The sequence below is a fragment of the Micromonospora sp. NPDC048063 genome (assembly GCF_043202855.1).
Taxonomy (GTDB): Bacteria; Actinomycetota; Actinomycetes; order Mycobacteriales; family Micromonosporaceae; genus Micromonospora.
The window spans coordinates 97,092-120,868 of sequence record NZ_JBIDBG010000001.1; the positions used below are offsets into that span (position 1 = coordinate 97,092).

Genomic DNA, 23,777 nt, shown 5'->3' on the forward strand with positions numbered 1-23,777 from the left:
CCGGGCGCCGGCGGTTGGCGGAGCGTCGGCCGCCCCGGGGACGGGGCGGGCGGTAGGGTGTCCGGCATGGCTGACCGGTCGTCGGCCCTGGGCCGTCCCTTCTGGACATTCTGGACCGCCGCCGCCCTGGCCAACCTGGGCGACGGCATCCGCGTGGCGGCGTTCCCGCTCCTCGCCGCCGCGCTGAGCGACGACCCGGTGGCGGTGGCCGCCGTGGCCGCGGCGCAGTTCCTGCCCTGGTTGGTCACCGGCCTGTTCGCCGGAGCGCTCGCGGACCGCAGGGGAGCCCGGGAGATCATCGCCGCCGCCGACGTGGGCCGGGTCCTGGTCCTGTCGACGTTGGCCCTGGCCGTCGCGGTGGGCAGGGCGCCGATCGGCCTCGTTGTCGTCGCCGCGTTCCTGCTCGGCGTCGGCGAGACCCTGCGCGACACCGCCGCCCAGACCGCCGTTCCCCGACTGGTGGACGACGCGCAGCTGGAGAAGGCCAACGGTCGTCTCGTGGCGGGCGAGATCGTGGGCAACGAGTTCGTCGGCCCGCCGGTCGGCGCGCTTCTGTTCATCGCGGGGGCGGCACTGCCGTTCGCCGTCAACGGCGCCTCCCTCGCGTTGGCCGTCATGCTCGTGCTGTCCCTGCCGCTGACCCTCGCCCGCCCGGCCCCGGGAGCCGCCGCCGGCGAGCCGTCCGGCGGCGCGGCCGCCCCCGCGCGGGACGGGGCGCTCGCCGGGCTGCGGTGGCTGGCCCGGCAGTCCGTGCTCCGTACGCTCGTGCTCGTCGGCGCGGCCGTCGCCGCCGCGGACAGCGCCTGGTTCGCGATCTTCGTGTTGTACGCGCGGGACAGCCTCGGCCTCGGCGCGCTCGGCTTCGGCCTGCTGCTGGCCACCGGCGCGGGCGGCGGCCTCGCCGGCTCCCTCGTCGCCGACCGGCTGATCGCCCGCTTCCGGCACCGGCACGTGCTGACGTGGTCGATGGCGGTCACCGCCGGCGCGCCGGCGCTCCTGGTCGTCGCGCCGCACCGGGTCGCCGCCGTGGCCGTCGTCGTCAGCACCAGCGCGGCGTTCGCCGTCCTCAACGTGGCCGCGCTGTCGCTCCGGCAGCGCCTCGTGCCCGGCGACCTGCTCGGCCGGGTGGTCGCCGCCTCCCGGGTCCTCACCTACGGTTGCACCGCGCTGGGGGCACTCGCCGGCGGCGCGCTGGCCGCCGGCCTGGGCCTGGACGCGCCGTTCCTGCTCAGCGGCGCCGTCGCGGTGGCAGCGACCGTCGCCTGGAGCGTCGCGTCCCGGCCCTCCGCGCCGGCCGACCCGGCCTGACGGAGGCGTTGTCCCCCACCGCCCCGGCGACCCGGCCGGCGGGCGCGAACGGTCGGCTCACCAGCAGGGCCGTGCCTGTCGTCAGCCGCGCCCGCGACGTCCGAGTCCGACGAGCCGGGCCACGAGGACGGCGGCGCAGCCGAGCGTCGCGGTGACCAGCAGCACCATGAACGTCGGATAGATGTACGCCACCTGGATCCAGGCGACGTCGCGACCCCGGTAGAGCCAACCGACCACCCGGTGGATCGAGGCGAGCAGCGGCAGCGGCGCGAGCAGCGGAAGCAACCGCACCAGCGCCCAGGGGCGTACCGTCCGGCCGGCGGCCCAGCGGCGTGACCGGAGCACGCCCCGGCCGGCGAGTGCGGCGGAGGCGACCGCCAGCACCAGCAGCACGGCGTCGACGACCACGAGCGGCGTGCCCGCCGAGGGCGCCGACGTTCCCTCGACCAGCGCGATGAGCCGCTCGGCGAGGGCCGACGCGTGGCCGTACGCCAGTCCGGTGTTCGCCATGACCGCGACCCCGTAGCCGGACGCGGGCAGCAGCGCCTGGTACGCCGTCGAGGTGAACAGGTCACCGCTGTGCGCGATCATCGGCGCCCCCGACCCGGTCTTCTCCACGAACCAGCCGAGGGCGTAGGAGGTGGAGACCGCGGACGGGTGGTGCAGCGTGGCGAGGCCCGCCGGGGAGACGACCGCCGTGCCCTCCGGACCGCGGCCCTGGTTGCCCTGCGCGATCAGCCACGCCGCCATGTCGTGCGCCGAGCTGAGCACCCCGCCGGAGCCGTTGCCGAAGGCCGGCGGCTCGGGCAGGGCGACCGGTCTGCCGAGGACCATGAGGTGGCCGCGCGCGCTCGACGGCAGGTCGGCGGCCACGTCGAGGGTGCGACTGTCGGTCATGCCGAGCGGGGCGAAGACCCGCGTCCGCAGGTACTCGTCGAACGGCAGCCCGCTGACCACCTCGACCAGTCGCGCGGCCACCTGGAAGTTCGGGTTGTGGTACTCCCACCTCGTGCCGGGGGCGGCGGCCAACCGGGCCGTACGCATCCCCGCGACGGCCTCCCGCAGCGAACCCGGCTGCCGCCTGCTGAACGCGGGGAACGTCGTGTCCGACATCCCGGAGGTCTGGTCGAGCAGCTGCCGCACGGTGATCCGGGCCGCCCGGGGGTCGTCCATCGTGAACTCCGGCAGGTGCCGGTGGACCGGGCCGTCGAGTTCCACCCGGCCCGCCTCGATCAGCTGCATCACGGCGAGGGCGGTGAACGACTTGCTCACCGACGCCACGGCCATCGGGGTGCGCGCCGTGATCGGGTCGCCGGCGGGGGTGTGGCCGTACCCGGCGGCGTGCACCACCGCGGTCCCCCGGGTGACGGCCACCGCGACGCCGGGCAGCCCGGTGGCGTCGCGGTACTGGCGGACGGCGGCGTCGACGGCGGCGGCGTCGATCCCGACCGGGGGCGCGGCCGGGGCTGCCGGGGCGGGCGACCCGGCGAGCGCCACCGTACCGGCCAGGACGAGGAGTCGCGTGATCATGGTCGGAGTCTCGGCCGGTCGCGGACCCCGCACATCGGATCGTGGTCCGAACCCGGGATCGGACCGTGGTCCGACGCCCGGCGGCCGGCCGGTGGATACGGTGATCCGGTGGTCACCTCGGGGCGGCTCGGGCTGCGGCAGTTGATGGCGTTCGACGCGCTGGTGGGCGTCGCCCTCGTGCTCCTCACGGTGTTCCGGACGCCCGGCGCCCCGGCGCTCGCCGGTGGCCTGGCGGTGCTGTTCGGGGCTCCGCTCGCCGTCCGCCGGCGCTGGCCGGCGCCGGTGCTCGCCGTCGTGGTGCCGGCGGGGGCGGTGGCGGTCGCCGTCGGGGCGGCCGGCGACGCGGTGGTGTTCGCGGTCGCGTTCGCGCTCTACCCGGTCGCGCTGGTCACCTCCACCCGGGAGGGCGTGTCGGCGCTCGTCGTGGTGCTGGCCGCCCTCACGGGCGCGGGGCTGGCGGGCGGCACGGTCCCCGGGCTGCCGATCGTCCCGACCCGGGCGGGGGAGGAGTCGTTCGCCGCCACGCCGGTCCCGGTCCTGCTCTACGCCGCGACCGTCGTCGCCGCTTCGTGGGCGCTCGCCCGCGCGGTGCGCGCCCGTCGACGTCACGTCGCCCAACTCGCCGCGTCGCGTGCCGACCAGGCGGTGGCCGAGGAACGGTTGCGCATCGCCCGGGACATCCACGACGTGGTCGGGCACAGCCTCAGCCTGATCGCCATGAAGGCGGCCGTCGCCAACCACCTGGCGGACAGCCATCCCGAGCAGGGCCGGGCCGCCCTGGGCACGATCGAGCGGGTCAGCCGGAGCGCGCTCGACGACATCCGGGTCGTGCTCGGCGCGCTGCGCGACCCGGCCGACACCGCGCCGAGCTTCGCCGAACTCGACCGGCTGGTCGAGGCCGTCCGGTCCGCCGGTGTCACCGTCGACGTCGACCGGGCGACCGACCTGACCCGGGTGCCCGCGGCCGTGCAGGCCTCGGCGTACCGCATCGTGCAGGAGGCACTCACCAACGTGCTGCGCCACGCCGGCCCGACCCGCTGTCGGCTCGCCGTGGCGGTCGAGCCCGGGGCGCTGGCCGTCGCCGTCGTCGACGACGGGGGGTCGGGGCGCGCCGTCGGGCCGCCCGGCCATGGGCTGCGGGGCATGCGCGAGCGGGCCGTGATGCACGGCGGCACCCTGGCGGCCGGCGTCGAGCCCGGCGGCGGCTTCGCCGTGCGCGCCCGGCTGCCGTTCACCCCGGCGGTGCCGGACGATGGGTGAGCCCGTACGCGTGCTCCTGGCCGACGACGACGTGCTGCTGCGCGGCACCCTCCGGCTGCTGGTCGATGCCACCCCGGGAATGACCGTGGTGGCCGAGGCGGGCACCGGGCGGGCGGCCGTCGAACTCGCGAGGACGCACTCGCCCGAGGTGGTGCTGATGGACGTCCGGATGCCCGAGATGGACGGCATCACCGCCACCGAGCAGGTCACCGCCGGCCGGGACGCGCCCCGGGTGCTCGTCCTCACCACCTTCGGCCTCGACGACTACGTGTACCGGGCGCTGCGGGCCGGGGCGAGCGGCTTCCTGCTCAAGGACACGTCCCCCGTACGGCTGCTCGACGCGATCAGGGTGGTCGCCGCGGGCGAGGCGCTGCTGGCCCCCAGCGTCACCCGTCGGCTCATCGCCGAGTTCACCCGGATGCCGGCGGCCCGACGGGTGCCGGGACGGCTCGACGGGGTGACCCCACGGGAGCGGGAGGTGTTGACGTTGATCACCCGTGGGATGTCCAACACCGAGATCGAGCAGCACCTGCACCTCAGCCGGGGCACCGTCAAGACGCACATCGGCCGGTTGCTGACGAAGCTGGGCGTCCGCGACCGGGCGCAACTGGTGATCGCGGGCTACGAGTCGGGGCTCGCCGACCGGTGAGGTTCGGTCGACCGTCGTGAGCGCCGCGCCGCGCCGGCCCGGCGGGGCCGGCGTCCGATCCCGTCGCGTTGACCTGGGGACCGGGGGTGTGGCAGCATTCGCGGCCTGACGGCAGTGAAGGAAGCCGGTGTGATTCCGGCGCGGTCCCGCCACTGTCACCGGGGAGCGATCCCCCCTCGTGAGTCACGGCCGTGCGTGCGCGGTTGGAAGACCGGGGGTGAGCGTCGATCCGGGAGCCAGGATACTTCGGCCGTCGGGAGTGACCCCAGGGCGTGGACACCCGAGGAGGACCCGATGACGCACCGCGTCTCCGCCATCGACGATCATCGTCGCATCGTGCCCGGCCGCCACAGCGCGCCGGCGAGCAGCCGTATTTCCGCAGCCCCGTCCGGCCGCCGCGGCGCGCGTCCGGCCGACCGTGGTGTGCCCGCCCCCGGTCGTCCCGCAGCGGTCGGGCGCGTCGCCCGTCCCTGACGCCCGCACCGCGCCGCCCGACCCCGTCGGCCCGCCGGTGAGCCGCTTCCCGGCCCGCCGTACCCGCTGAACCGCGCCCACCCCTCGTACCGCCCGATCGTCCTCGCGTCGATCCGGGCGTCACTCTCCGGAGCCGTCCGTGCGCATCCTGCTGCTGTCCACCGCCGACACCGACCTGCTCGCCGCCCGCGCCAGCGGCGCCGACTACCGACTCGCCAACCCCGCCCGGGTCGCCGCCGACGCCGTGCCCGCGCTGCTCGACGGCGTGGACCTCGCGGTCGTACGCCTGCTCGGCGGCCGGCAGGCGTGGCCGGACGGGCTCGCCACGGTGCTGGCCTCCGGCGTGCCCACGGTCGTGCTCAGCGGCGAGGCCGCGCCGGACGCGGACCTGATGGCGGCCTCCACCGTCCCCGCCGGCGTGGCCACCCAGGCGCTGGCCTACCTGGTCGAGGGCGGCCCGGAGAACCTCGCCCAGCTCGCCCGCTTCCTCTCCGACACGGTGCTGCTCACCGGCGAGGGGTTCGCCCCGCCCGCGTCGACCCCGACGTACGGCGTCCACGGCGACCGTCCCGCGCGGCCCGACCGGCCGACCGTGGGGATCGTCTTCTACCGGGCGCACTCCCTCGCCGGCAACACCGGCTTCGTCGACACCCTCGCCGACGCCGTCGACGCGGCCGGCGGCAACCCGCTGCCGATCTTCTGCGGCTCGCTGCGCGGCCTCACCGCCGGCGCGGGCCCGCTGGGCCTCTTCGCCGGCTGCGACGCCCTGCTGGTCACCGTGCTGGCCGCCGGCGGCACGGTCGCCGCCGACGCCTCCGGCGGCGGCGACGAGGACGCCTGGGACGTGGGCGCGCTCGCCGCCCTCGACGTGCCGGTGATCCAGGCGCTCTGCCTCACCAGCACCCGCGAGCAGTGGGCCGGCAGCGACGCCGGACTGTCCCCGCTGGACGCCGCGATGCAGGTGGCCGTCCCCGAGTTCGACGGCCGGATCGTCACCGTGCCGTTCTCGTTCAAGCGGATCGACGCCGACGGGCTCTCCAGCTACGTCGCCGATCCGGAGCGGGCCGCCCGGGTGGCCGGCATCGCCGTGCGGCACGCCCGGCTGCGGCACGTGCCCAACGCCGACAAGCGGCTCGCGGTCGTGCTCAGCTCCTACCCGACGAAGCACTCCCGGGTCGGCAACGCCGTCGGCCTGGACACCCCGGCCTCGGCGGTCCGGCTGCTCGCCGCCCTCGCCGAGGCCGGCTACCACCTCGGCGACGCCCCCGTGCCCGACGACGGGGACGCGCTCATCCACGCCCTCATCGCCGCCGGGGGGCACGACGTCGAGTGGCTCACCCCGGAACAGCTCGCCGCCGCCGAGGCGCGGGTGCCCGGGGCGACGTACCGGCGCTGGTTCGACCAGGCGCCGGCGGAGCTGCGGGAGCGGATGCTCGCCCACTGGGGGGAGCCGCCCGGCGGGCTCTACACCGACGGCGGGGACATCGTGCTGGCCGGGCTGCGCTTCGGCAACGTGGTGCTGCTGATCCAGCCGCCGCGCGGCTTCGGCGAGAACCCGATCGCCATCTACCACGACCCGGACCTGCCGCCGAGCCACCACTACCTGGCCGCGTACCGCTGGCTGGCCGCGCCCGCCACCGACGGCGGCTTCGGCGCGGACGCGGTGGTGCACCTGGGCAAGCACGGCACCCTGGAGTGGCTGCCCGGCAAGGGCCTCGGGCTGGCCGCCGACTGCGCCCCCGACGCCGTCCTCGGCGACCTGCCGCTGGTCTACCCGTTCATCGTCAACGACCCCGGCGAGGGCACCCAGGCCAAGCGCCGCGCGCACGCCGTCGTCGTCGACCACCTGGTGCCGCCGATGGCCCGCGCCGAGACGTACGGCGACCTGGCGAAGCTGGAGCAACTCCTCGACGAGTACGCCACCGTGCAGGCGCTCGACCCCGCCAAGGTGCCCACCGTGCAGGCGCAGATCTGGGCCCTGGTGCGCGCCGCGGAGCTGCACCACGACCTGCACGCCGAGGACATGCCGGCCGCCGAGGACTTCGACGACTTCGTGCTGCACCTCGATGGGTACCTCTGCGAGGTCAAGGACGTGCAGATCCGCGACGGCCTGCACATCCTCGCCGCCGCGCCCACCGGCGAGCCCCGGGTCAACCTCGTCCTCGCCGTGCTGCGCGCCCCGCAGGTCTGGGGCGGCGCCCGCGCCCTGCCCGGCCTGCGCCAGGCCCTCGCCGCCGCGTACGGGCTCGACGAGCAGGCGCTGCTCGCCGCGCCGGGGGAGCGGCTGGCCGTGCCCGAGGCGCTGACCGACACCGTCGACGGGCCGGCCGGCACCGCCGCCGACGCCGTCGACCTGATCGAGGCCCTCGCGCGCCGGCTGGTCGTCGGCATGGAGACCCTCGGCTGGGACGCCGACAAGGTCGACGCCGTGGTCGAGGAGGTCACCGGCCGGGCCGTCCCGGACGCCGCCGCCGTGCTCCGCTTCGCCGCCACCGAGCTGGTGCCCCGGCTGGACCGTACGACCGACGAGATCGACCGGGTGGTGGGTGCGCTCGACGGGCGGTTCGTGCCGCCCGGCCCGTCCGGCTCGCCCACCCGGGGCCTGGTCAACGTGCTCCCCACCGGCCGGAACTTCTACTCCGTCGACCCCAAGGCGATCCCCAGCCGCAACGCCTGGGATGTCGGGGTGGCCCTGGCCGACTCGCTGCTCGCCCGGCACCTCGCCGACACCGGCGAGTACCCGCGCTCCGTCGGCCTGACCGTCTGGGGCACCAGCGCCATGCGCACCCAGGGCGACGACGTCGCCGAGGTGCTCGCGCTGCTCGGCTGCCGTCCCACCTGGGACGACCGCTCCCGCCGGGTCACCGGCGTGGAGGTGGTGCCGCCGGCCGAGCTGGGCCGCCCCCGCGTCGACGTCACCGTGCGGATCTCCGGCTTCTTCCGGGACGCCTTCCCGCACGTGGTCGCGCTCATCGACGACGCGGTGCGGTTGGTCGCCGCCCTGGAGGAGCCCGCCGAGCAGAACTTCGTCCGCGCGCACGTCGCCGCCGACCTCGCCGAGCACGGCGACGAGCGGCGGGCCACCGCCCGCGTCTTCGGCTCCAAGCCGGGCGCGTACGGGGCCGGGCTGCTGCCGCTGATCGACTCCCGCAACTGGCGCAGCGACGCCGACCTCGCCGAGGTGTACGCCGTCTGGGGCGGCTACGCCTACGGCCGGGGGCTGGACGGGCGGGAGGCGCGCGCCGACATGGAACGCTCCTTCGCCCGGATCGCGGTGGCGGTGAAGAACCAGGACACCCGCGAGCACGACATCGTCGACTCCGACGACTACTTCCAGTACCACGGCGGGATGGTGGCGATGGTCCGTCACCTCACCGGCGCCGCCCCGGCCGCGTACGTGGGCGACTCGGCGATGCCGCACGACGTGCGTACCCGCACCCTCGGCGAGGAGACCCGGCGGGTGTTCCGGGCCCGGGTGGTCAACCCGAAGTGGATCGCCGCGATGCGCCGGCACGGCTACAAGGGCGCGTTCGAGCTGGCCGCCACCGTGGACTACCTGTTCGGCTACGACGCCACCGCCGGCGTCGTCGACGACTGGATGTACGAGCACCTGGCCGCCGCGTACGTCTTCGACGAGACCACCCGGGAGTTCCTGGAGCAGTCGAACCCGTGGGCGCTGCGCGGCATCACCGAGCGGCTGCTCGAGGCGGCCGACCGGGGCCTGTGGGCCGAGCCCGAGCCGACCACCCTGGACCGGCTCCGCGAGACGTACCTGGCCAGCGAGGGCGACCTGGAGGACCGGCAGTGAGCGCGAGGAGTGAGCCGGTCCTGCGAGCCCCGCAGTCGCGAACGGAAAACGACACAGTGACCACCTACCCGTTCAGCGCGGTGCTGGGCATGGACGACATGCGGCTCGCCCTGCTGCTCAACGCGGTTTCCCCGGCGATCGGCGGGGTGCTCGTCCGCGGCGAGAAGGGCACCGCCAAGTCGACGGCCGTGCGGGCCCTGGCCGCGCTGCTGCCGCCCGTGGAGCGGGTGGCCGGCTGCCGCTTCGCCTGCGACCCGGCCGCCCCCGACCCGTCCTGCCCGGACGGCCCGCACCCCGACGCGCCGGCGGCCGAGCGGCGTCCCGCCCGGCTGGTGGAGCTGCCGGTCGGCGCGGCCGAGGACCGGGTGGTCGGCTCGCTCGACTTGGAGAAGGCGCTCGGCGAGGGCGTCCGCGCCTTCGAGCCGGGCCTGCTCGCCGCCGCCCACCGCGGCGTGCTCTACGTCGACGAGGTCAACCTGCTCCACGACCACCTGGTCGACCTGCTCCTCGACGCCGCGGCGATGGGCCGTTGCCACGTGGAGCGGGAGGGCGTCTCGGTCAGCCACGCGTCCCGGTTCCTGCTGGTCGGCACGATGAACCCGGAGGAGGGGGAGCTGCGCCCACAGCTGCTGGACCGGTTCGGGCTGACCGTGGAGGTCGGGGCCAGCCGCGACCCCGCCGTACGCGTCGAGGTGGTCCGCCGGCGGCTCGCCGCCGACGCCGACCCGGCCGGCTTCGCCGCCCGCTGGGCCGACGCCGACGCGCAGGTCGCCCGCCGGGTCGCGGCCGCCCGGCAGCGGCTGGAGCGGGTGCTGCTGCCCGACGCCGCGCTGCGCCGGATCGCCGAGGTGTGCGCGGCGTTCGACGTGGACGGCATGCGCGCCGACATCGTCACCGCCCGCACCGCGCTGGCGCACGCCGCCTGGCACGGCCGGGACGTGGTCACGGTGGAGGACGTCCGCGTCGCCGCCCGGCTGGCGCTGCCGCACCGCCGCCGCCGGGATCCGTTCGACACGCCCGGACTGGACGAGAAGCGCCTCGACGAGGCCCTGGACCGGGCCGGCGACGACGACCCCGACGACGACCCGGGTGGTCCCGGCGGTCCCGGCGACGGCCCGCGCGGCCCCGGCCCGCACGGCGGTCCCGGTGGTGCCGGCAACGCTCCCGACGGCGGCGGCTCCCGGGACGACGGCGGCCCCGGACCGGCCGCGGCGGGCGACACGAACGGGCCGGGTTCCCGGCGCGACGGCGACGCCGACCGGGACCGGGTTGACGGGAACGGGCCCGACGGCAGCTGGCCCGACCGGCGGGACGGCAGCTGGCCCGACCGGTCCGACGGTGGCCAGGCACCCGGCCGGGCCGACGACGTGGCGGCCGGCCCGGCCGAGGCCGGTGACGCCGGTGTCGACGGCGGGACCGGCCGGCCCGCACCGGCGCCCAGCCGGCCCGGCCCGGGCGAACAGCCGGTGGCCGTACCCCGGCAGGGGCTCAGGGCGCGGCTGCTCACCGCGCCCGGGATCGGCGACGGGGTGCCCGGCCGACGCTCCCGTGCCCGCACCGGGCGGGGCCGCACCACCGGGGCGCGGGTGCCGGCCGGCCGGGCCGGGGTGCTGCACCTGCCGGCGACCCTGCGGGCCGCCGCCCCGCACCAGGGCGCCCGGGGGCGCGTCGCCGGGCCGCTGCGGTTGCGTCCCGACGACGTCCGCGAGGCCGTCCGTGAGGGACGCGAGGGCAACCTGGTGCTCTTCGTGGTCGACGCCAGCGGCTCGATGGGTGCCCAGGCGCGGATGGCCGCCGTCAAGGGTGCCGTGCTCGCCCTGCTCACCGACGCCTACCAGCGCCGGGACAAGGTCGCGGTGGTCGCCTTCCGGGGAGCCGCCGCGCAGACCCTGCTGCCGGCCACCTCCTCGGTGCTCGCGGCCTCGACGCGGCTGGCCGAGCTGCCCACCGGCGGGCGCACGCCGCTGGCCGAGGGGCTGCTCGCCGCCGCCGACCTGCTGCGGGTGGAGCGGCTGCGCGACCCGAAGCGCCGCCCCCTGGTGCTGGTCGTCACCGACGGCCGGGCCACCGCCGGGGGGCGCCCGCTCGACCGGTCGGCCCGCGCGGCGGCCGTGCTCGCCGCCACCGGCGCCCCCTGCGTCGTCGTGGACTGCGAGAGCGGCCCCGTCCGCCTCGGCCTGGCCCGCCGCCTCGCCGCCCAACTCGGCGCCGACCACCACCGGCTCGACGAGGTCGCCACCGCCCCCCTCACCACCCTCGCGGCCGGCCGACCGACACCCGCGCCGGAGTCCCCTCGCGGGCGGTCCGCCGCAGATCTTGGCAGGAAGCGGCCCCCCGAGGGGCCCTCCCCTTCCAAGATCGTCACTGCCGCCGCCTCCACCGCCGTCAACGCCGCCACCATCGCCGTCGCCGTGGCGCAGAACAGGAGTGTTGCCTGATGCCGCAGGGGAAGCCGTCCCACGTGCCCGCCGACGGGTTGACGACGCGGCAGCGGCGCAACCGGCCGCTGCTCGTCGTTCACACCGGGCAGATGAAGGGGAAGTCGACCGCCGCGTTCGGGCTGGCGCTGCGCGCCTGGACCGCCGGGCTGCCGATCGGGGTGTTCCAGTTCGTCAAGAGCGCCAAGTGGCGGGTGGGCGAGGAGAACGCCTTCCGCGCCCTCGGCGAGGTGCACGAGCGCACCGGGCAGGGCGCCCCGGTGGCCTGGCACAAGATGGGCGAGGGCTGGTCCTGGATCCAGCGCGGCGGCGAGGCCGACCACGCCGCCGACGCGCTGGAGGGCTGGCGGCAGATCCAGCGCGACCTGGCCGCCGAGCGCTACGGCCTGTACGTGCTCGACGAGTTCACCTATCCGATGAAGTGGGGCTGGGTGGACGTCGACGAGGTGGTCGACACCCTCGCGAACCGCCCCGGGTTCCAGCATGTCGTGATCACCGGCCGCGACGCCGACCCGCGCCTGGTCGACGCCGCCGACCTGGTCGCCGAGCTGACGAAGGTCAAGCACCCGATGGACGCCGGCCAGAAGGGCCAGAAGGGCATCGAGTGGTGACGGTCGAGCCGTGGGCGCTGCCCCGGGTGGTGGTCGCCGCACCCGCCAGCGGGCACGGCAAGACCACCGTCGCCACCGGGCTGCTCGCCGCGCTGCGCCGCCGTGGCCTGGCCGTCAGCCCGCACAAGGTCGGCCCGGACTACATCGACCCCGGCTACCACGCGCTCGCCGCCGGTCGCCCCGGCCGCAACCTCGACCCGTGGCTGGTCGGCGAGGAGCGGATCGCGCCGCTGCTGCGGCACGGCGCCGCCACCCCGACGCCGGCCGACATCGCCGTGGTCGAGGGGGTGATGGGGCTGCACGACGGCGCGGTCGGCCGCCGCGGGTACGCCTCCACCGCGCACGTCGCCCGGCTCGTCGACGCGCCGGTGCTGCTGGTGCTGGACACCACCGCGCAGGGCCGTTCCGCCGCCGCGCTCGCCCTGGGCATGGCCGCGTTCGACCCCGGCGTGCGGATCGGCGGGGTGATCCTCAACCGGGTCGGCTCGCCCCGGCACGAGTCCCTGCTGCGCGACGCCCTCGCCGAGGTGGACGTGCCGGTGCTCGGGGCGGTCAGCCGCGCCGCCGAGGTCGCCGCCCCGGCTCGTCACCTCGGGCTGGTGCCCGTCGCCGAGCGGGCGCCGGAGTCGCTGGCCATCGTGGCCGCCCTCGCCGACCTCGTGGCGTCCACCGTGGACCTCGACGCGGTGCTCGATCTGGCCCGCACCGCCGGGCCGCTGACCGCGCCCGCCTGGGACCCGGCCGCCGCCGTCGGCGGCCCCGCCGGCGGCGAGCGCCCGGTGGTCGCGGTCGCCGGCGGGCCCGCCTTCACCTTCTCCTACGCCGAGACCGCCGAACTGCTCGCCGCCGCCGGCTCCACCGTCGTCCCCTTCGACCCGCTGCGCGACGCCGGCCTGCCCGCCGGCACCCGCGCGGTGGTCGTCGGCGGCGGCTTCCCCGAGGCGTACGCGCCGCAGCTCGCCGACAACGCCACGCTCCGCGCCGAGCTGGCCGGCTTCGACGGCCCGGTCGTCGCCGAGTGCGCCGGGCTGCTCTACCTCGGCCGGTCCCTCGACGGCGTACCCATGTGCGGCCGGCTCGACCTCACCGCCCGGATGACCGACCGGCTCACCCTCGGCTACCGGGACGCCGTCGCCGTCACCGGCTCCCCGCTGCACCGCCCCGGCGACCCGGTACGCGGCCACGAGTTCCACCGCACCGCCACCGACCCGGGGCACGGTGACCGGCCGGCGTGGCGCTGGGACGGCGCCGACCACGGCTTCGTCGCCGGCCGGGTGCACGCCTCCTACCTGCACACCCACTGGGCCGGGCACCCGCACGCCGCCCGCCGCCTGGTCGAGGCGGCGAGCCGGTGAGCGCGCAGGAGCACGGCGAGCGGGTGGCCGGGCACGACGGCGGCGAGCCGGTGAGCGCGCGCGGCGGGACGCCGGGCGGGGACGCCCCCACCGCCACGCTGACCGGGGTGGGGGTCGGTCCCGGCGACCCGGAACTGCTCACCCTCCGGGCGGTCCGGGTGCTGGCCGAGGCCGACCTCGTGTTCGTACCGGTGCTGGACCGCCTCGCCGCGGACGGCGACGCGCCGCCCGGGCGGGCCGAGACCACCGTGGCCGCGCACGTCGCGCCGGACCGGCTGCGCCGGCTGCCGTTCGCCCTGGACGACCGGGGCGGGGTGACCGCGCGCCGGGAACGGGCTTGGGACGACGCCGCGCGGGCCGTGGTGGACGCGGTCGACGGCGGCGCCCGCGCCGTCGCCTTCGCCACCATCGGCGACCCGAACGTCTACTCCACCTTCGGCTACCTGGCGCAGACCGTCCGCGCCCGCCGCCCGGCGGTCGAGGTGCGCACGGTCCCCGGGATCACCGCCATGCAGGACCTGGCGGCGCGCAGCGGCGTCCCGCTCTGCGAGGGCCGGGAGCCGCTGACCCTGTTGCCGGCCACCGCCGGGCTGGCGCTCTTCGCCGACGCGCTCGCCGGCCCCGGCACCGTCGTGGCCTACAAGGGCTGGCGGCGGCACGCCGATCTGGTCGCCGAGCTGCGCCGGCAGGGCCGCCTCGGCGACGCGGTGCTGGGCCGGGGCCTCGGGCTGCCCGACGAGCGGATCGGCCCCGTCGCCGACGCCGCCGACGACCTGCCGTACCTGTCGACGCTGCTGGTCCCGGCCCGCCGGGACCGTAGAGGAGGAAAGCTGTGACCACCGCGCCGACCGCGGCCCGCGCCGACGACGGCGGGCCGACCAGCACGGGCAAGGTGTGGTTCGTCGGGGCCGGCCCCGGCGCGGCCGACCTGCTGACCCTGCGCGCCGCCCGGGTGATCGGCGCGGCCGACGTGGTGGTCTGGGCGGCCAGCCTGGTGCACGCCGACGTGCTCGCCCACGCCCGCCCCGACGCGGAGATCGTCGACTCGTCGCGGCTGCCGATCGAGGGGGTGCTGCCGCTCTACCGGCGGGCCGCCGCCGAGGGGCTGACCGTGGCGCGGATCCACTCCGGCGACCCGGCGCTGTGGGGCGCGGTGCAGGAGCAGCTCGACCTGTGCCGGGCGCTCGGGCTGGCCGTCGAGATCGTCCCGGGCGTCTCGTCGTTCACCGCCGTCGCGGCGATCGTCGGCCGGGAACTCACCATCCCCGAGGTCGCCCAGTCGGTGATCCTGACCCGGCTGGAGGGCGGCAAGACCCCGATGCCGCCGGGCGAGCGGGTCCGCGAGTTCGCCCGGCACGGCACCACCATGGCACTGTTCCTCTCCGCCGCCCGCTCCGGGCAGGCGCAGGCCGAGCTGCTGGCCGGCGGCTACCCGCCCGACACCCCGGTCGTGGTGGCGTACCAGGCGACCTGGCCGGACGAACTGGTGGTGCGGTGCGCCCTCGGCGACCTGGAGGCCACGGTCAAGGAGCACAAGCTCTGGAAGCACACCCTCTTCCTAGTCGGCCCGGCGCTCGCCGCCGCCGGCACCCGCTCGCACCTCTACCACCCCGGGCACTTCCACACGTTCCGGCGGGCCGAGCCGGCCGCCCGCGCCGACCTGCGCCGCGCCCGGGCCACCGGCGGGACGGCGGGGGACGGGCACACCGGATGACGTACGCCGAGCCGCCGCTGCGCGAGCCGGACCTGCCGCGTACGGCGAAGGTCCGGCCCACCGCGCTGCGCACGGGCTGGACCACCGGCGCCTGCGCGACGGCGGCGGCGAAGGCGGCGGTGACCGCCCTGGTCACCGGCGTGCCGCAGCGGGAGGTGGAGATCGGTCTGCCCGCCGGCCGCCGGGTCCGCTTCCCGGTGGCCCGCTGCGAGGTCCACGCCGGCACGTCGGCGGAGGCAGTGGTGGTCAAGGACGCCGGCGACGACCCCGACGTCACGCACGGCGCCGAGCTGACCGTCACCGTCGGCTGGCGGGACGTGCCCGGGCTGCGGCTCGACGGCGGGCCGGGCGTCGGCACGGTCACGAGGCCGGGACTCGGGCTGCCCGTCGGCGGGCCGGCGATCAACGAGACCCCGCGCCGGATGATCGGCCAGGCCGTCGCCGAGGTGGTCGACCTGGCCGAGGTGGGCGTCTGCGTGGTGGTCAGCGTGCCGCGCGGCGAGATCATGGCCCGCAAGACCACCAACCGGCGGCTCGGCATCCTCGGCGGCATCTCCATCCTCGGCACCACCGGCATCGTGCGGCCGTTCTCCACCGCCTCCTGGCGGGCCAGCGTGGTGCAGGCGGTGCACGTGATGGCCGCCCAGGGGGAGCGGACGGTGGTGCTGTGCACCGGCGGGCGCACCGAGCGGGCCGCCCGCGCGCTGCTGCCGGAGCTGCCCGAGGTGTGCTTCGTCGAGGTCGGCGACTTCACCGGCGCGGCGGTCACCGCCGCCGTCGGCGACCGGATGACCGGGGTGGTCTTCGTCGGCATGGCCGGCAAGCTGGCGAAGCTCGCCGCCGGCATCCTGATGACCCACTACACGCGGTCCAAGGTGGACCTGTCCCTGCTCGGCGACGTCACCGCCGAGGCGGGCGGCGACCCCGACCTGGTGGCGGCGGTCGCCGCGGCGAACACCGGGCGGCACGCGTACGAGTTGTGGGAGACCGCCGGGTTGCTCGGCGCCGCCGGTGACCTGCTCTGTCGGCGGGTACGCCAGGTGCTGCTCCGGTTCGCCGGGAACGCGGTCACCGTCGACGTGGCGATGGTCGACTTCGCGGGCGACCGGGTCGTCGCCTCGTCGGGCCGGTGGGCGGCGTGACCGGGAGCCCGCCCGCCGGGGGCACCGGGCCGGCCGTGACCGTGGTGGGGATCGACGCCGGAGGGGGGCCGCCGCACCCCGCCGCCGCGCCCGCGCTCGCCGGGGCCCGGCTGGTGGTGGGCGCGGCCCGGCACCTGGCCGCCGTACGCCTGCCGGCCGGCGCCGACACCGTCGCCCTCGGGCCGCTCGCGCCGGCGCTGGACCGGCTGGCCGCCGCCGTCGCCGCCGGAACGGAGGCGGTCGTGCTGGCCAGCGGGGATCCCGGGCTGTTCGGCGTCGTCCGGCGGCTGCGGGCGGCCGGGCTGCCGCTGCGGGTGCTGCCGGCCGTGTCCAGCGTGGCCGCCGCGTTCGCCCGCGCCGGGCTGCCCTGGGACGGCGCGGCCGTGGTCACCGCCCACGGCCGGGACCCGCGACCGGCGCTGAACGCCTGCCGGGCGCTGCCCGCCGTCGCGGTGCTCACCGCGCCCGGCGCCGGGGCCGCCGAGCTGGGTGCCGGTCTGGTCGGCTGGGCCCGCCGGCTGGTCGTCGCCGAGCACCTCGGCACCGACGCCGAGCGGCTCACCGAGACCACCCCCGAGGCGGCCGCCGCCCGCGTCTGGGCCGACCCGCACGTGCTGCTCAGCCTCGCCGGGGAGCCCGGGGCCGCCGGGATGCGGGCGGACAACCAGCCGGCCGCCGCGCCGGCCGGCGGGTGGGCGCTGCCCGAGTCCGCCTACGCGCACCGCGACTCGATGATCACCAAGTCGGAGGTACGCGCCCTCGCCGTGGCCCGGCTGCGCCCCCGCCTCGGCCGACTGGTCTGGGACGTCGGCGCGGGCAGCGGCTCGGTCGGCATCGAGTGCGCCCTGCTCGGCGCAGCCGTGGTCGCCGTCGACCGCGACCCGGCGGCGCCGGTGCGCGCCAACGCCGCCCGGCACGGCGTCGACGTCAGGGTGGTGGTCGGCGCCGCCCCCGGGGCGCTGCACGGGCTGCCCGACCCGGACGCCGTCTTCGTCGGGGGTGGCGGCACCGACGTGCTCGCCGCCGTGGCGCACCGCCGGCCGGACCGGGTGGTGGTGACCCTCGCCGCCGTCGACCGGGTCGCCCCGGCGGTCGGGCTGCTGCGCGCCGGCGGCTACGCCGTGGAGGGCGTCCAGCTCTCCGCCGCCCGCCTCGCCGACCTGCCCGGCGGATCCATCCGACTCGCGGCCACCAACCCGGTGGTCGTCCTCACCGGGGAGCGCCCGTGAACCACCCGCCCACCGCCACGGACCAGCCGACCCGGATCGGCCTGGTCGCCGCCACCGCTGCCGGGCGGCGGCACGCCCGCACCCTCGCCGACGCCTGGCCGCACGCCCGCCTGGTCACGGCGGACACCGTCGCGGACGCGCTGCGCGCCGCCTGGGCCGAGTGCGACGCGGTGGTGGCGTTCCTGGCCACCGGGGCGGTGGTGCGCATCCTCGCGCCGCTGCTCGGCGACAAGCACACCGACCCGGCCGTGGTGGTGGTCGACGAGGCGGCCCGGCACGCGGTCGCGCTGCTCGGCGGGCACGCCGGGGGCGCCAACGACCTCGCCGGGCGGGCCGGCGCGGTGCTCGACGCGCGGCCGGTGGTCACCACCGCCACCGACGCCGTCGGCCTGCCCGGGCTGGACACGCTCGGCTGGCCCGTCGAGGGTGCCGTCGCCGCCGTCAGCCGCGCCATCCTCGACGGCGAGCCGGTCACCCTCGTCGCCGACGCCGCCTGGCCGCTGCCCGCCCTGCCCGACAACGTGCGCCCCGCCCCGACGCCGTCCGGACCGGTTGAGCCGGCCGGGTCCGCCGAGCCGGCCGGACCGGTTGAGCCGGCCGGGTCCGCCCCGCCGGCCGGCCCGGTCCCGCCCGGCGAGCGGGTCGAAGCCGGCTCCGCGCCGGCCGGGCCGACGGTCGGCGGGTACCGGCTGCTGGTCAGCGACCGGGTGGTGCCGCTCGACGACCGGACGGCCGTGCTGCGGCCTCCGTCGCTGGTCGCCGGCGTGGGGGCCAGCCGGGGCGTGCCCGCCGCCGAGGTGCGCGGCCTGCTGGACCGGGTGCTCGCCGAGGCCGGCCTCAGCCCGGCCAGCCTGCGGCACCTGGCCAGCGCCGATATCAAGGCCGACGAGGCGGGCATCCGGGCGACCGCCGACGCGCTCGGCGTACCCCTGGTGACGCATCCGGCGGCGGAGCTGGCGGCGGTCGACGTGCCGCACCCCAGCGAGGTGGTCCGCGCCGCCGTCGGCACCCCCAGCGTCGCCGAGGCGGCGGCGCTGCTCGGCGGCGACGCGGCGCTGCTGGTGCCGAAGACCGCGACGGCGATGGCCACCGTGGCGGTCGCCCGGCACGCCCCGCGCGGCCGGCTGGCGATCGTCGGCCTCGGCCCGGGCGCGCCCGACCTGCGCACCGCCCGCGCGGCGGCCGAGCTGCGCCGCGCCGCCGTGGTCGTCGGCCTCGACCAGTACGTCGACCAGGTCCGCGACCTGCTCCGCCCCGGCACCCGGGTGCTCGCCAGCGGCCTGGGCGCCGAGGAGGAACGGGCCCGTGCCGCCGTCGCCGAGGCCGTGGCGGGTCACGCCGTCGCGCTGGTCGGCTCCGGCGACGCCGGCGTGTACGCGATGGCCAGCCCCGCCCTGGAGTACGCCGACGAGCGGATCGACGTGGTCGGGGTGCCCGGGGTGACGGCCGCCCTCGCCGCCGGCGCCCTGCTCGGCGCGCCGCTCGGCCACGACCACGCCTACCTGAGCCTGTCCGACCTGCACACCCCGTGGGAGGTCATCGCGCGCCGGGTGGCCGCCGCGGCCGAGGGCGACTTCGTGGCGCTGCTCTACAACCCGCGCAGCCGCGCCCGCGACTGGCAGCTCGGCGCGGCGCTGGAGGTCTTCGCCGCGCACCGGCCGCCGGACACCCCGGTCGGGGTGGTGCGCAACGCCAGCCGACCCGACGAGCGGGTGCACCTGGCCACCCTGGCCGACCTCGACCCGGCGCTGGTCGACATGTACAGCGTCGTGGTGGTGGGCAGCAGCCAGACCCGGGTGGTCGCCGGCCGGATGGTCACCCCTCGGGGGTACCGGTGGCGGCGGTGACCATCGGCGCCTGCCAGGGCTGCGGCGCCTGCCTGCTCACCTGCCCGACGCACGCCATCCGACCGGTGCCCGGCGGCCTCGCCGTCCGCGCGGACCGCTGCACCGGCTGCCTGGAATGCCTGGAGATCTGCCCGGTGGACGCCATCCGCGCCACCGGCACCGACGAACGTGGAGGAAGCCGATGAGTCCGACCGCGGTCAGCGCCGCACCCCCGGCCGGCCGGTGGAGCCGTGCCGAGCGGGTACGCCTCGGCGGCATCGTGCTCGCCGTCGCCGTGCTGCACGTCGCCGGCTGGAGTCTCTACCTGTACTGGAACAACCAGCCCGCCGCGGCCGGCGGCCTCGCCGGGGCCGGCACGCTGGCGTACCTGCTCGGGGTGCGGCACGCCTTCGACGCCGACCACATCGCGGCGATCGACGACACCACCCGGCTGATGCTGCTGCGCGGTCGGCGCCCGGTCGGCGTCGGCTTCTTCTTCGCCCTCGGGCACAGCGGGGTGGTGCTGCTGCTGGCGCTGGTCGTCGGCCTCGCCTCGGCCAACCTCGCGGGCCCCGGGCTGGCCGAGGCCCGCGAGGTGGGCGCGACCGTCGCGATCCTCACCGCCACGCTGTTCCTCGCCCTGGTCGCGGTGCTCAACGCGGCGGTGCTGGCCGGCCTGGCGCGGCTGTGGCGGCGGCTGCGCCACGGCGACCTGGACGAGCGCGAGCTGGACCTGCACCTGCTCAACCGGGGTCTGGTGCAGCGGGTGCTCGGCTCCCGGGCCCGCGCGCTGGTGCGCTCCTCCTGGCACATGGCGCCGGTCGGGTTCCTCTTCGGCCTCGGCCTGGAGACCGCCAGCGAGGTGACCCTGCTCGCCCTGTCGGCGAGCACCGCCGCCGCCGGCGGGCTGCCCGTGCTCGCCCTGCTCACCCTGCCGCTGCTCTTCGCCGCCGGGATGTCCGCCATGGACACCGCCGACAGCCTGCTGATGAGCCGCGCCTACTCGTGGGCGTACCGGCACCCGGCCCGGCGGCTCTACTACAACCTGGCCACCACGGCGGTGACCGTGCTGGTCGGCGGCCTGGTCGCCAGCGTCTACGCCGCCGGCCTGCTGGTCGACCACCTCGGGCTGTCGGCGCTGTCCTGGTACGCGGGGATCGCCGACCACTTCGAGCAGCTCGGGTACGCCGTCGTGGCGCTCTTCGTGTTCGCCTGGGCCGGCGCGGTGGCGCTGTGGAAGCTGCGCCGCTACGACGAGCGCTACGGTGCCGGGGCGGTGCGGCCGTGAGCCGGGTCGTGCACCCCATCGAGCGGGAGTCGTACCGGATCCTGCGCTCCCGGGTGGACCTCGCGCACCTGCCGCCGCTGACCCGGGCCGTCACCGAGCGGGTGGTGCACGCCAGCGCCGACCTCGACTACGTCACCGACCTGGTCTGCGACGAGGCGGCCCTGGCCGGCGGGCTGGCCGCCCTGCGCGCGGGCGCGCCGGTGGTCACCGACGTGGCGATGGTGGCCGCCGGCATCACCGGTCGGCAGACCGTCTGCCCGGTCGCCGAGCCGGCCGCCGCCGACCTGGCCCGCGCGGCCGGGATCACCCGGTCGGCGGCGGCGGTGCGGCTCGCCCTGGAGCGGGTCGGCCCCGGCGCGGTGTGGGTGGTCGGCTGCGCACCGACCGCGCTGGAGGAACTGATCACCCTGGACGCCCGGCCGGCGCTGGTCGTCGGGCTGCCGGTGGGCTTCGTGGGCGCCGCCGAGTCGAAGGCGGCGCTGCGGGCCAGCGGCCTACCCGGGGTGTCCAACCGGGGCGAGAAGGGCGGCTCGGCGGTCGCCGCCGCCGCCCTCAACGCCCTGCTGTACGTGGAGGAGGAGCAATGACCGCTCTGGTCATCGTCGGGCACGGCACGCGCAGCGCGGCCGGGGTCGACCAGTTTGTGGCGTTCGTGGAGCGGGTCCGCCGGCGCGCCGCCGGCGCCGTCGGCGACGTCGAGGGCGGCTTCATCGAGCTGTCCCGGCCGCCGCTGACCGACGCGGTGGGCGCGCTCGTCGACCGGGGACACCGGTCGCTGGTGGCGCTGCCGCTGGTGCTGACCGCCGCCGGCCACGGCAAGGGCGACATCCCCGCCGCGCTGGCCCGCGAGCGGCAGCGCCACCCCGGGCTCAGCTACGCCTACGGCCGGCCGCTGGGCCCGCACCCGCTGCTGCACACCGCTCTGGAGCAGCGGATCGACGCCGCGCTGGCCGGCGCCGATCGGGCCGGCACCTGGGTGGCGCTGATCGGGCGCGGCTCCACCGACCCGGACGCCAACGCCGAGGTGGCCAAGGTGGCCCGGCTGCTCTGGGAGGGGCGCGGCTACGCCGGCGTCGAGCCGGGCTTCATCTCGCTCGCGGAGCCGTCGGTGCCGGCGGTGCTGGACCGGCTGCGCCGGCTCGGCGCGCGGCGCATCGTCGTCGCGCCGTACTTCCTCTTCGCCGGCGTGCTGCCCGACCGGATCGTCGCCCAGTCGGCCGACTTCGCCGCCGCCCACCCCGAGCTGGACGTGCGGGTGGCCGACCTGATCGGCGACTGCGACGCCCTCGCCGACCTCGTCCTCGAACGGCACGCCGAGGCGCGCCGCGGCGACATCCGGATGAACTGCGACACCTGCGCGTACCGGGTGCTGATGCCGGGCTTCGCCGACAAGGTGGGCCGGCCGCAGACCCCGCACGACCACCCCGACGACCCGGTCGACGGCCACGGCCACCACCATCACGGGGACCACCACCAGCACGGGGACCACCACCACGGTGGCCGTCACCACCACCGCGACCAGCGGCCCGGCCTGCGCCCGGGACAGGTCGCGGTCGTGGGCGGCGGCCCCGGCCCCGACGACCTGATCACCGTACGGGGGAAGGCCCTGCTGGACAGCGCCGACGTGGTGGTCGCCGACCGGCTCGCCCCGCGCGGGCTGCTCACCGGGCTGCGCCCGGACGTGGTGGTGGTCGACGCCGCCAAGGTGCCGCGCGGGCCGTCGATGCCGCAGGACACCATCAACGACACCCTGATCGCGTACGCCCGCGCGGGCAAGCGCGTGGTCCGGCTCAAGGGCGGCGACCCGTACGTCTTCGGCCGGGGCCACGAGGAGGTCCAGGCGTGCGCCGCGGCCGGGGTCGAGACCGTGCTGGTTCCCGGGGTGAGCAGCGCGCTGGCCGTGCCGGCCCTGGCCGGCGTCCCGGTCACCCACCGGGGCGTCGCCCACGACGTCACCGTCGTCTCCGGGCACCTGCCGCCGGGGCACCCCGACTCCCTGGTGGACTGGGTGGCGCTGGGCCGGTCCCGGGGCACCGTGGTGCTGCTGATGGCGGTGGACACCATCGCCAAGATCGCGGCGGTGCTGGTGGAGCACGGCCGCGCCCCGGACACCCCCGTGCTCGTCGTGGCCGACGGCGGCCAGCCGGAGCAGCGCACCTGGTCGTCCCGGCTGGACGAGGTGGGCGGGTTGGCCGCGCGGGAGGACGTCCGGCCGCCGGCGGTGTTCGTGCTCGGACCGGTGGTGCGGCTGCGGGAGACCGGCATGGCGGCCGGTCAGCCGGTGGCCGCGCGGGCGAGGGCGTAGCCGGCGGTGGCCGCGGCGAGGCCGGCGGCGACGCTGAGGGCCATGTTGGCCAGCGCGGCGTGCCGCCGTCCCGCCCGGGCCAGCCGCAGCGTCTCGTAGCTCAGCGTGGACCAGGTGGTCAGCGCCCCGCAGAAGCCGGTGCCGACCAGCGCCGTGAGTGCGGGGTCCGCCGGCAGGCCGGTGACCGCACCGAGCAGCAGCGACCCGACTACGTTGACCGTCAGCGTGCCCCACGGGAACCCGGTGCCGAAGCGGGCCTGCACGGCCCGGTCGGTGAGGTAGCGCAGCGGGGCGCCGAGCGCCGCGCCGAGCGCCACGAGCAGGGCGGTCAACGGCCGCTCCGGGCGAGCAGCCGCCCGGCGGCGGCCTCGCCGGCCCAGACCGCGAGCAGCGCGCCGACCAGCGTGGCGCCGAGGGCGGCCAGCGCGGTGCCGGGGGCGCCGGCGAGCAGCGCCTGGTGCGCGTCGACCGCGTAGGTGGAGAAGGTCGTGTACCCGCCGAGCACGCCCACGCCGAGGAACGGGCGGGCCAGCGGTCGGCCGCCGCCGACGTGGCCGAGCACCGCCATCAGGACACCGATCAGCAGGCACCCGCTCACGTTGACGCAGAAGGTGGCCCAGCCGAACGTGGCGGGGGAGTGCGGGACGGCGGCCTGCAGGCCGGCCCGGGCCAGCGCGCCGAGCACACCCCCGGCGGAGACGGCGGCGAGCACCGCCGCCGGGTGCGCGGTGAGTTCGTCGCGGTCGGCCGGGACCCGAAGGTCGACGTCCGGGTCGACGCGCGACGGCTCGGACGGGCCGGTCACGTCTCCTCCCACGGTGCCGTCGGCCGCCATCCGGC

17 protein-coding genes, 2 pseudogenes and 1 riboswitch are annotated in these 23,777 nt (G+C 77.4%); of the genes and pseudogenes, 16 read left to right on the top strand and 3 right to left on the bottom strand.

From position 1 onward, the window contains the following. Positions 1 to 66 precede the first annotated feature (66 nt). The gene (locus ACGFZ2_RS00500) at positions 67 to 1,308 is read left to right on the top strand and encodes an MFS transporter (RefSeq protein WP_393448617.1); all 1,242 of its coding nucleotides are present in this window, start codon (positions 67 to 69) and stop codon (positions 1,306 to 1,308) included. Between the two features lie 81 nt (positions 1,309 to 1,389). Here ACGFZ2_RS00500 and ACGFZ2_RS00505 read toward each other — a convergent pair whose 3' ends face one another. Next, complete coding sequence (locus tag ACGFZ2_RS00505; protein ID WP_393448620.1) at positions 1,390 to 2,838, bottom strand: serine hydrolase domain-containing protein; 1,449 nt, start codon at positions 2,836 to 2,838, stop codon at positions 1,390 to 1,392. Positions 2,839 to 2,946: 108 nt separating this feature from the next. Here ACGFZ2_RS00505 and ACGFZ2_RS00510 point away from each other — a divergent pair, with 108 nt between their 5' ends. The 15 genes and pseudogenes from ACGFZ2_RS00510 to cobA all read left to right on the top strand — a co-directional run bounded on the left by ACGFZ2_RS00510 (position 2,947) and on the right by cobA (position 22,937). Continuing rightward, positions 2,947 to 4,098 (top strand): sensor histidine kinase, encoded by a 1,152-nt coding sequence (locus ACGFZ2_RS00510; protein WP_393448623.1) that lies wholly within the window; start codon positions 2,947 to 2,949, stop codon positions 4,096 to 4,098. After that, entirely contained in the window at positions 4,091 to 4,747 is a 657-nt protein-coding gene (locus ACGFZ2_RS00515; protein WP_393448626.1) for a response regulator, read from the top strand. The genes ACGFZ2_RS00510 and ACGFZ2_RS00515 overlap by 8 nt, the downstream gene beginning before the upstream one ends. 117 nt (positions 4,748 to 4,864) lie before the next feature. Then, positions 4,865 to 4,994, top strand: a riboswitch (cobalamin riboswitch). 366 nt (positions 4,995 to 5,360) lie between these two features. Continuing rightward, positions 5,361 to 9,029: a cobaltochelatase subunit CobN gene (gene cobN, locus ACGFZ2_RS00520; protein ID WP_393448628.1), complete on the top strand. Its 3,669-nt coding sequence runs from the start codon at positions 5,361 to 5,363 to the stop codon at positions 9,027 to 9,029. Next, positions 9,026 to 11,290 (top strand): annotated as a pseudogene (locus ACGFZ2_RS00525) (VWA domain-containing protein); the annotation flags it as partial. The gene cobN and the pseudogene ACGFZ2_RS00525, both read left to right, overlap by 4 nt. A 176-nt stretch (positions 11,291 to 11,466) precedes the next feature. Further along, positions 11,467 to 12,078, top strand: coding sequence for a cob(I)yrinic acid a,c-diamide adenosyltransferase (gene cobO, locus ACGFZ2_RS00530; RefSeq protein ID WP_091095266.1), 612 nt, complete (start codon positions 11,467 to 11,469; stop codon positions 12,076 to 12,078). Next, the gene (locus ACGFZ2_RS00535) at positions 12,075 to 13,433 is read left to right on the top strand and encodes a cobyrinate a,c-diamide synthase (protein WP_393448631.1); all 1,359 of its coding nucleotides are present in this window, start codon (positions 12,075 to 12,077) and stop codon (positions 13,431 to 13,433) included. The genes cobO and ACGFZ2_RS00535 overlap by 4 nt, the downstream gene beginning before the upstream one ends. Before the next feature lie 50 nt (positions 13,434 to 13,483). Then, on the top strand, positions 13,484 to 14,269 hold the full coding sequence (gene cobI, locus ACGFZ2_RS00540; RefSeq protein WP_393266601.1) for a precorrin-2 C(20)-methyltransferase: 786 nt from the start codon (positions 13,484 to 13,486) through the stop codon (positions 14,267 to 14,269). Beyond that, on the top strand, positions 14,266 to 15,147 hold the full coding sequence (cobM, locus tag ACGFZ2_RS00545) for a precorrin-4 C(11)-methyltransferase (protein ID WP_393448634.1): 882 nt from the start codon (positions 14,266 to 14,268) through the stop codon (positions 15,145 to 15,147). Before cobI ends, cobM begins: the two co-directional genes overlap by 4 nt. Further along, entirely contained in the window at positions 15,144 to 16,289 is a 1,146-nt protein-coding gene (locus ACGFZ2_RS00550) for a cobalt-precorrin-5B (C(1))-methyltransferase (protein ID WP_393448637.1), read from the top strand. Before cobM ends, ACGFZ2_RS00550 begins: the two co-directional genes overlap by 4 nt. Then, positions 16,277 to 17,518: a precorrin-6y C5,15-methyltransferase (decarboxylating) subunit CbiE gene (cbiE, locus tag ACGFZ2_RS00555; RefSeq protein ID WP_393448640.1), complete on the top strand. Its 1,242-nt coding sequence runs from the start codon at positions 16,277 to 16,279 to the stop codon at positions 17,516 to 17,518. The genes ACGFZ2_RS00550 and cbiE overlap by 13 nt, the downstream gene beginning before the upstream one ends. Beyond that, on the top strand, positions 17,515 to 19,365 hold the full coding sequence (cobJ, locus tag ACGFZ2_RS00560; protein WP_393448643.1) for a precorrin-3B C(17)-methyltransferase: 1,851 nt from the start codon (positions 17,515 to 17,517) through the stop codon (positions 19,363 to 19,365). Before cbiE ends, cobJ begins: the two co-directional genes overlap by 4 nt. Next, positions 19,353 to 19,576, top strand: a pseudogene (locus ACGFZ2_RS00565) (DUF362 domain-containing protein); the annotation flags it as partial. The gene cobJ and the pseudogene ACGFZ2_RS00565, both read left to right, overlap by 13 nt. Positions 19,577 to 19,639: 63 nt before the next feature. Beyond that, complete coding sequence (locus ACGFZ2_RS00570) at positions 19,640 to 20,632, top strand: HoxN/HupN/NixA family nickel/cobalt transporter (RefSeq protein ID WP_393450177.1); 993 nt, start codon at positions 19,640 to 19,642, stop codon at positions 20,630 to 20,632. Further along, on the top strand, positions 20,629 to 21,219 hold the full coding sequence (locus ACGFZ2_RS00575) for a precorrin-8X methylmutase (RefSeq protein ID WP_393448646.1): 591 nt from the start codon (positions 20,629 to 20,631) through the stop codon (positions 21,217 to 21,219). The genes ACGFZ2_RS00570 and ACGFZ2_RS00575 overlap by 4 nt, the downstream gene beginning before the upstream one ends. Further along, positions 21,216 to 22,937, top strand: coding sequence for a uroporphyrinogen-III C-methyltransferase (cobA, locus tag ACGFZ2_RS00580; protein ID WP_393448649.1), 1,722 nt, complete (start codon positions 21,216 to 21,218; stop codon positions 22,935 to 22,937). The genes ACGFZ2_RS00575 and cobA overlap by 4 nt, the downstream gene beginning before the upstream one ends. Here cobA and crcB read toward each other — a convergent pair. Beyond that, positions 22,907 to 23,269 (bottom strand): fluoride efflux transporter CrcB, encoded by a 363-nt coding sequence (crcB, locus tag ACGFZ2_RS00585; protein ID WP_393266365.1) that lies wholly within the window; start codon positions 23,267 to 23,269, stop codon positions 22,907 to 22,909. The genes cobA and crcB overlap by 31 nt on opposite strands. After that, complete coding sequence (locus ACGFZ2_RS00590) at positions 23,266 to 23,772, bottom strand: fluoride efflux transporter FluC (RefSeq protein WP_393266363.1); 507 nt, start codon at positions 23,770 to 23,772, stop codon at positions 23,266 to 23,268. Before ACGFZ2_RS00590 ends, crcB begins: the two co-directional genes overlap by 4 nt. Positions 23,773 to 23,777 lie beyond the last annotated feature (5 nt).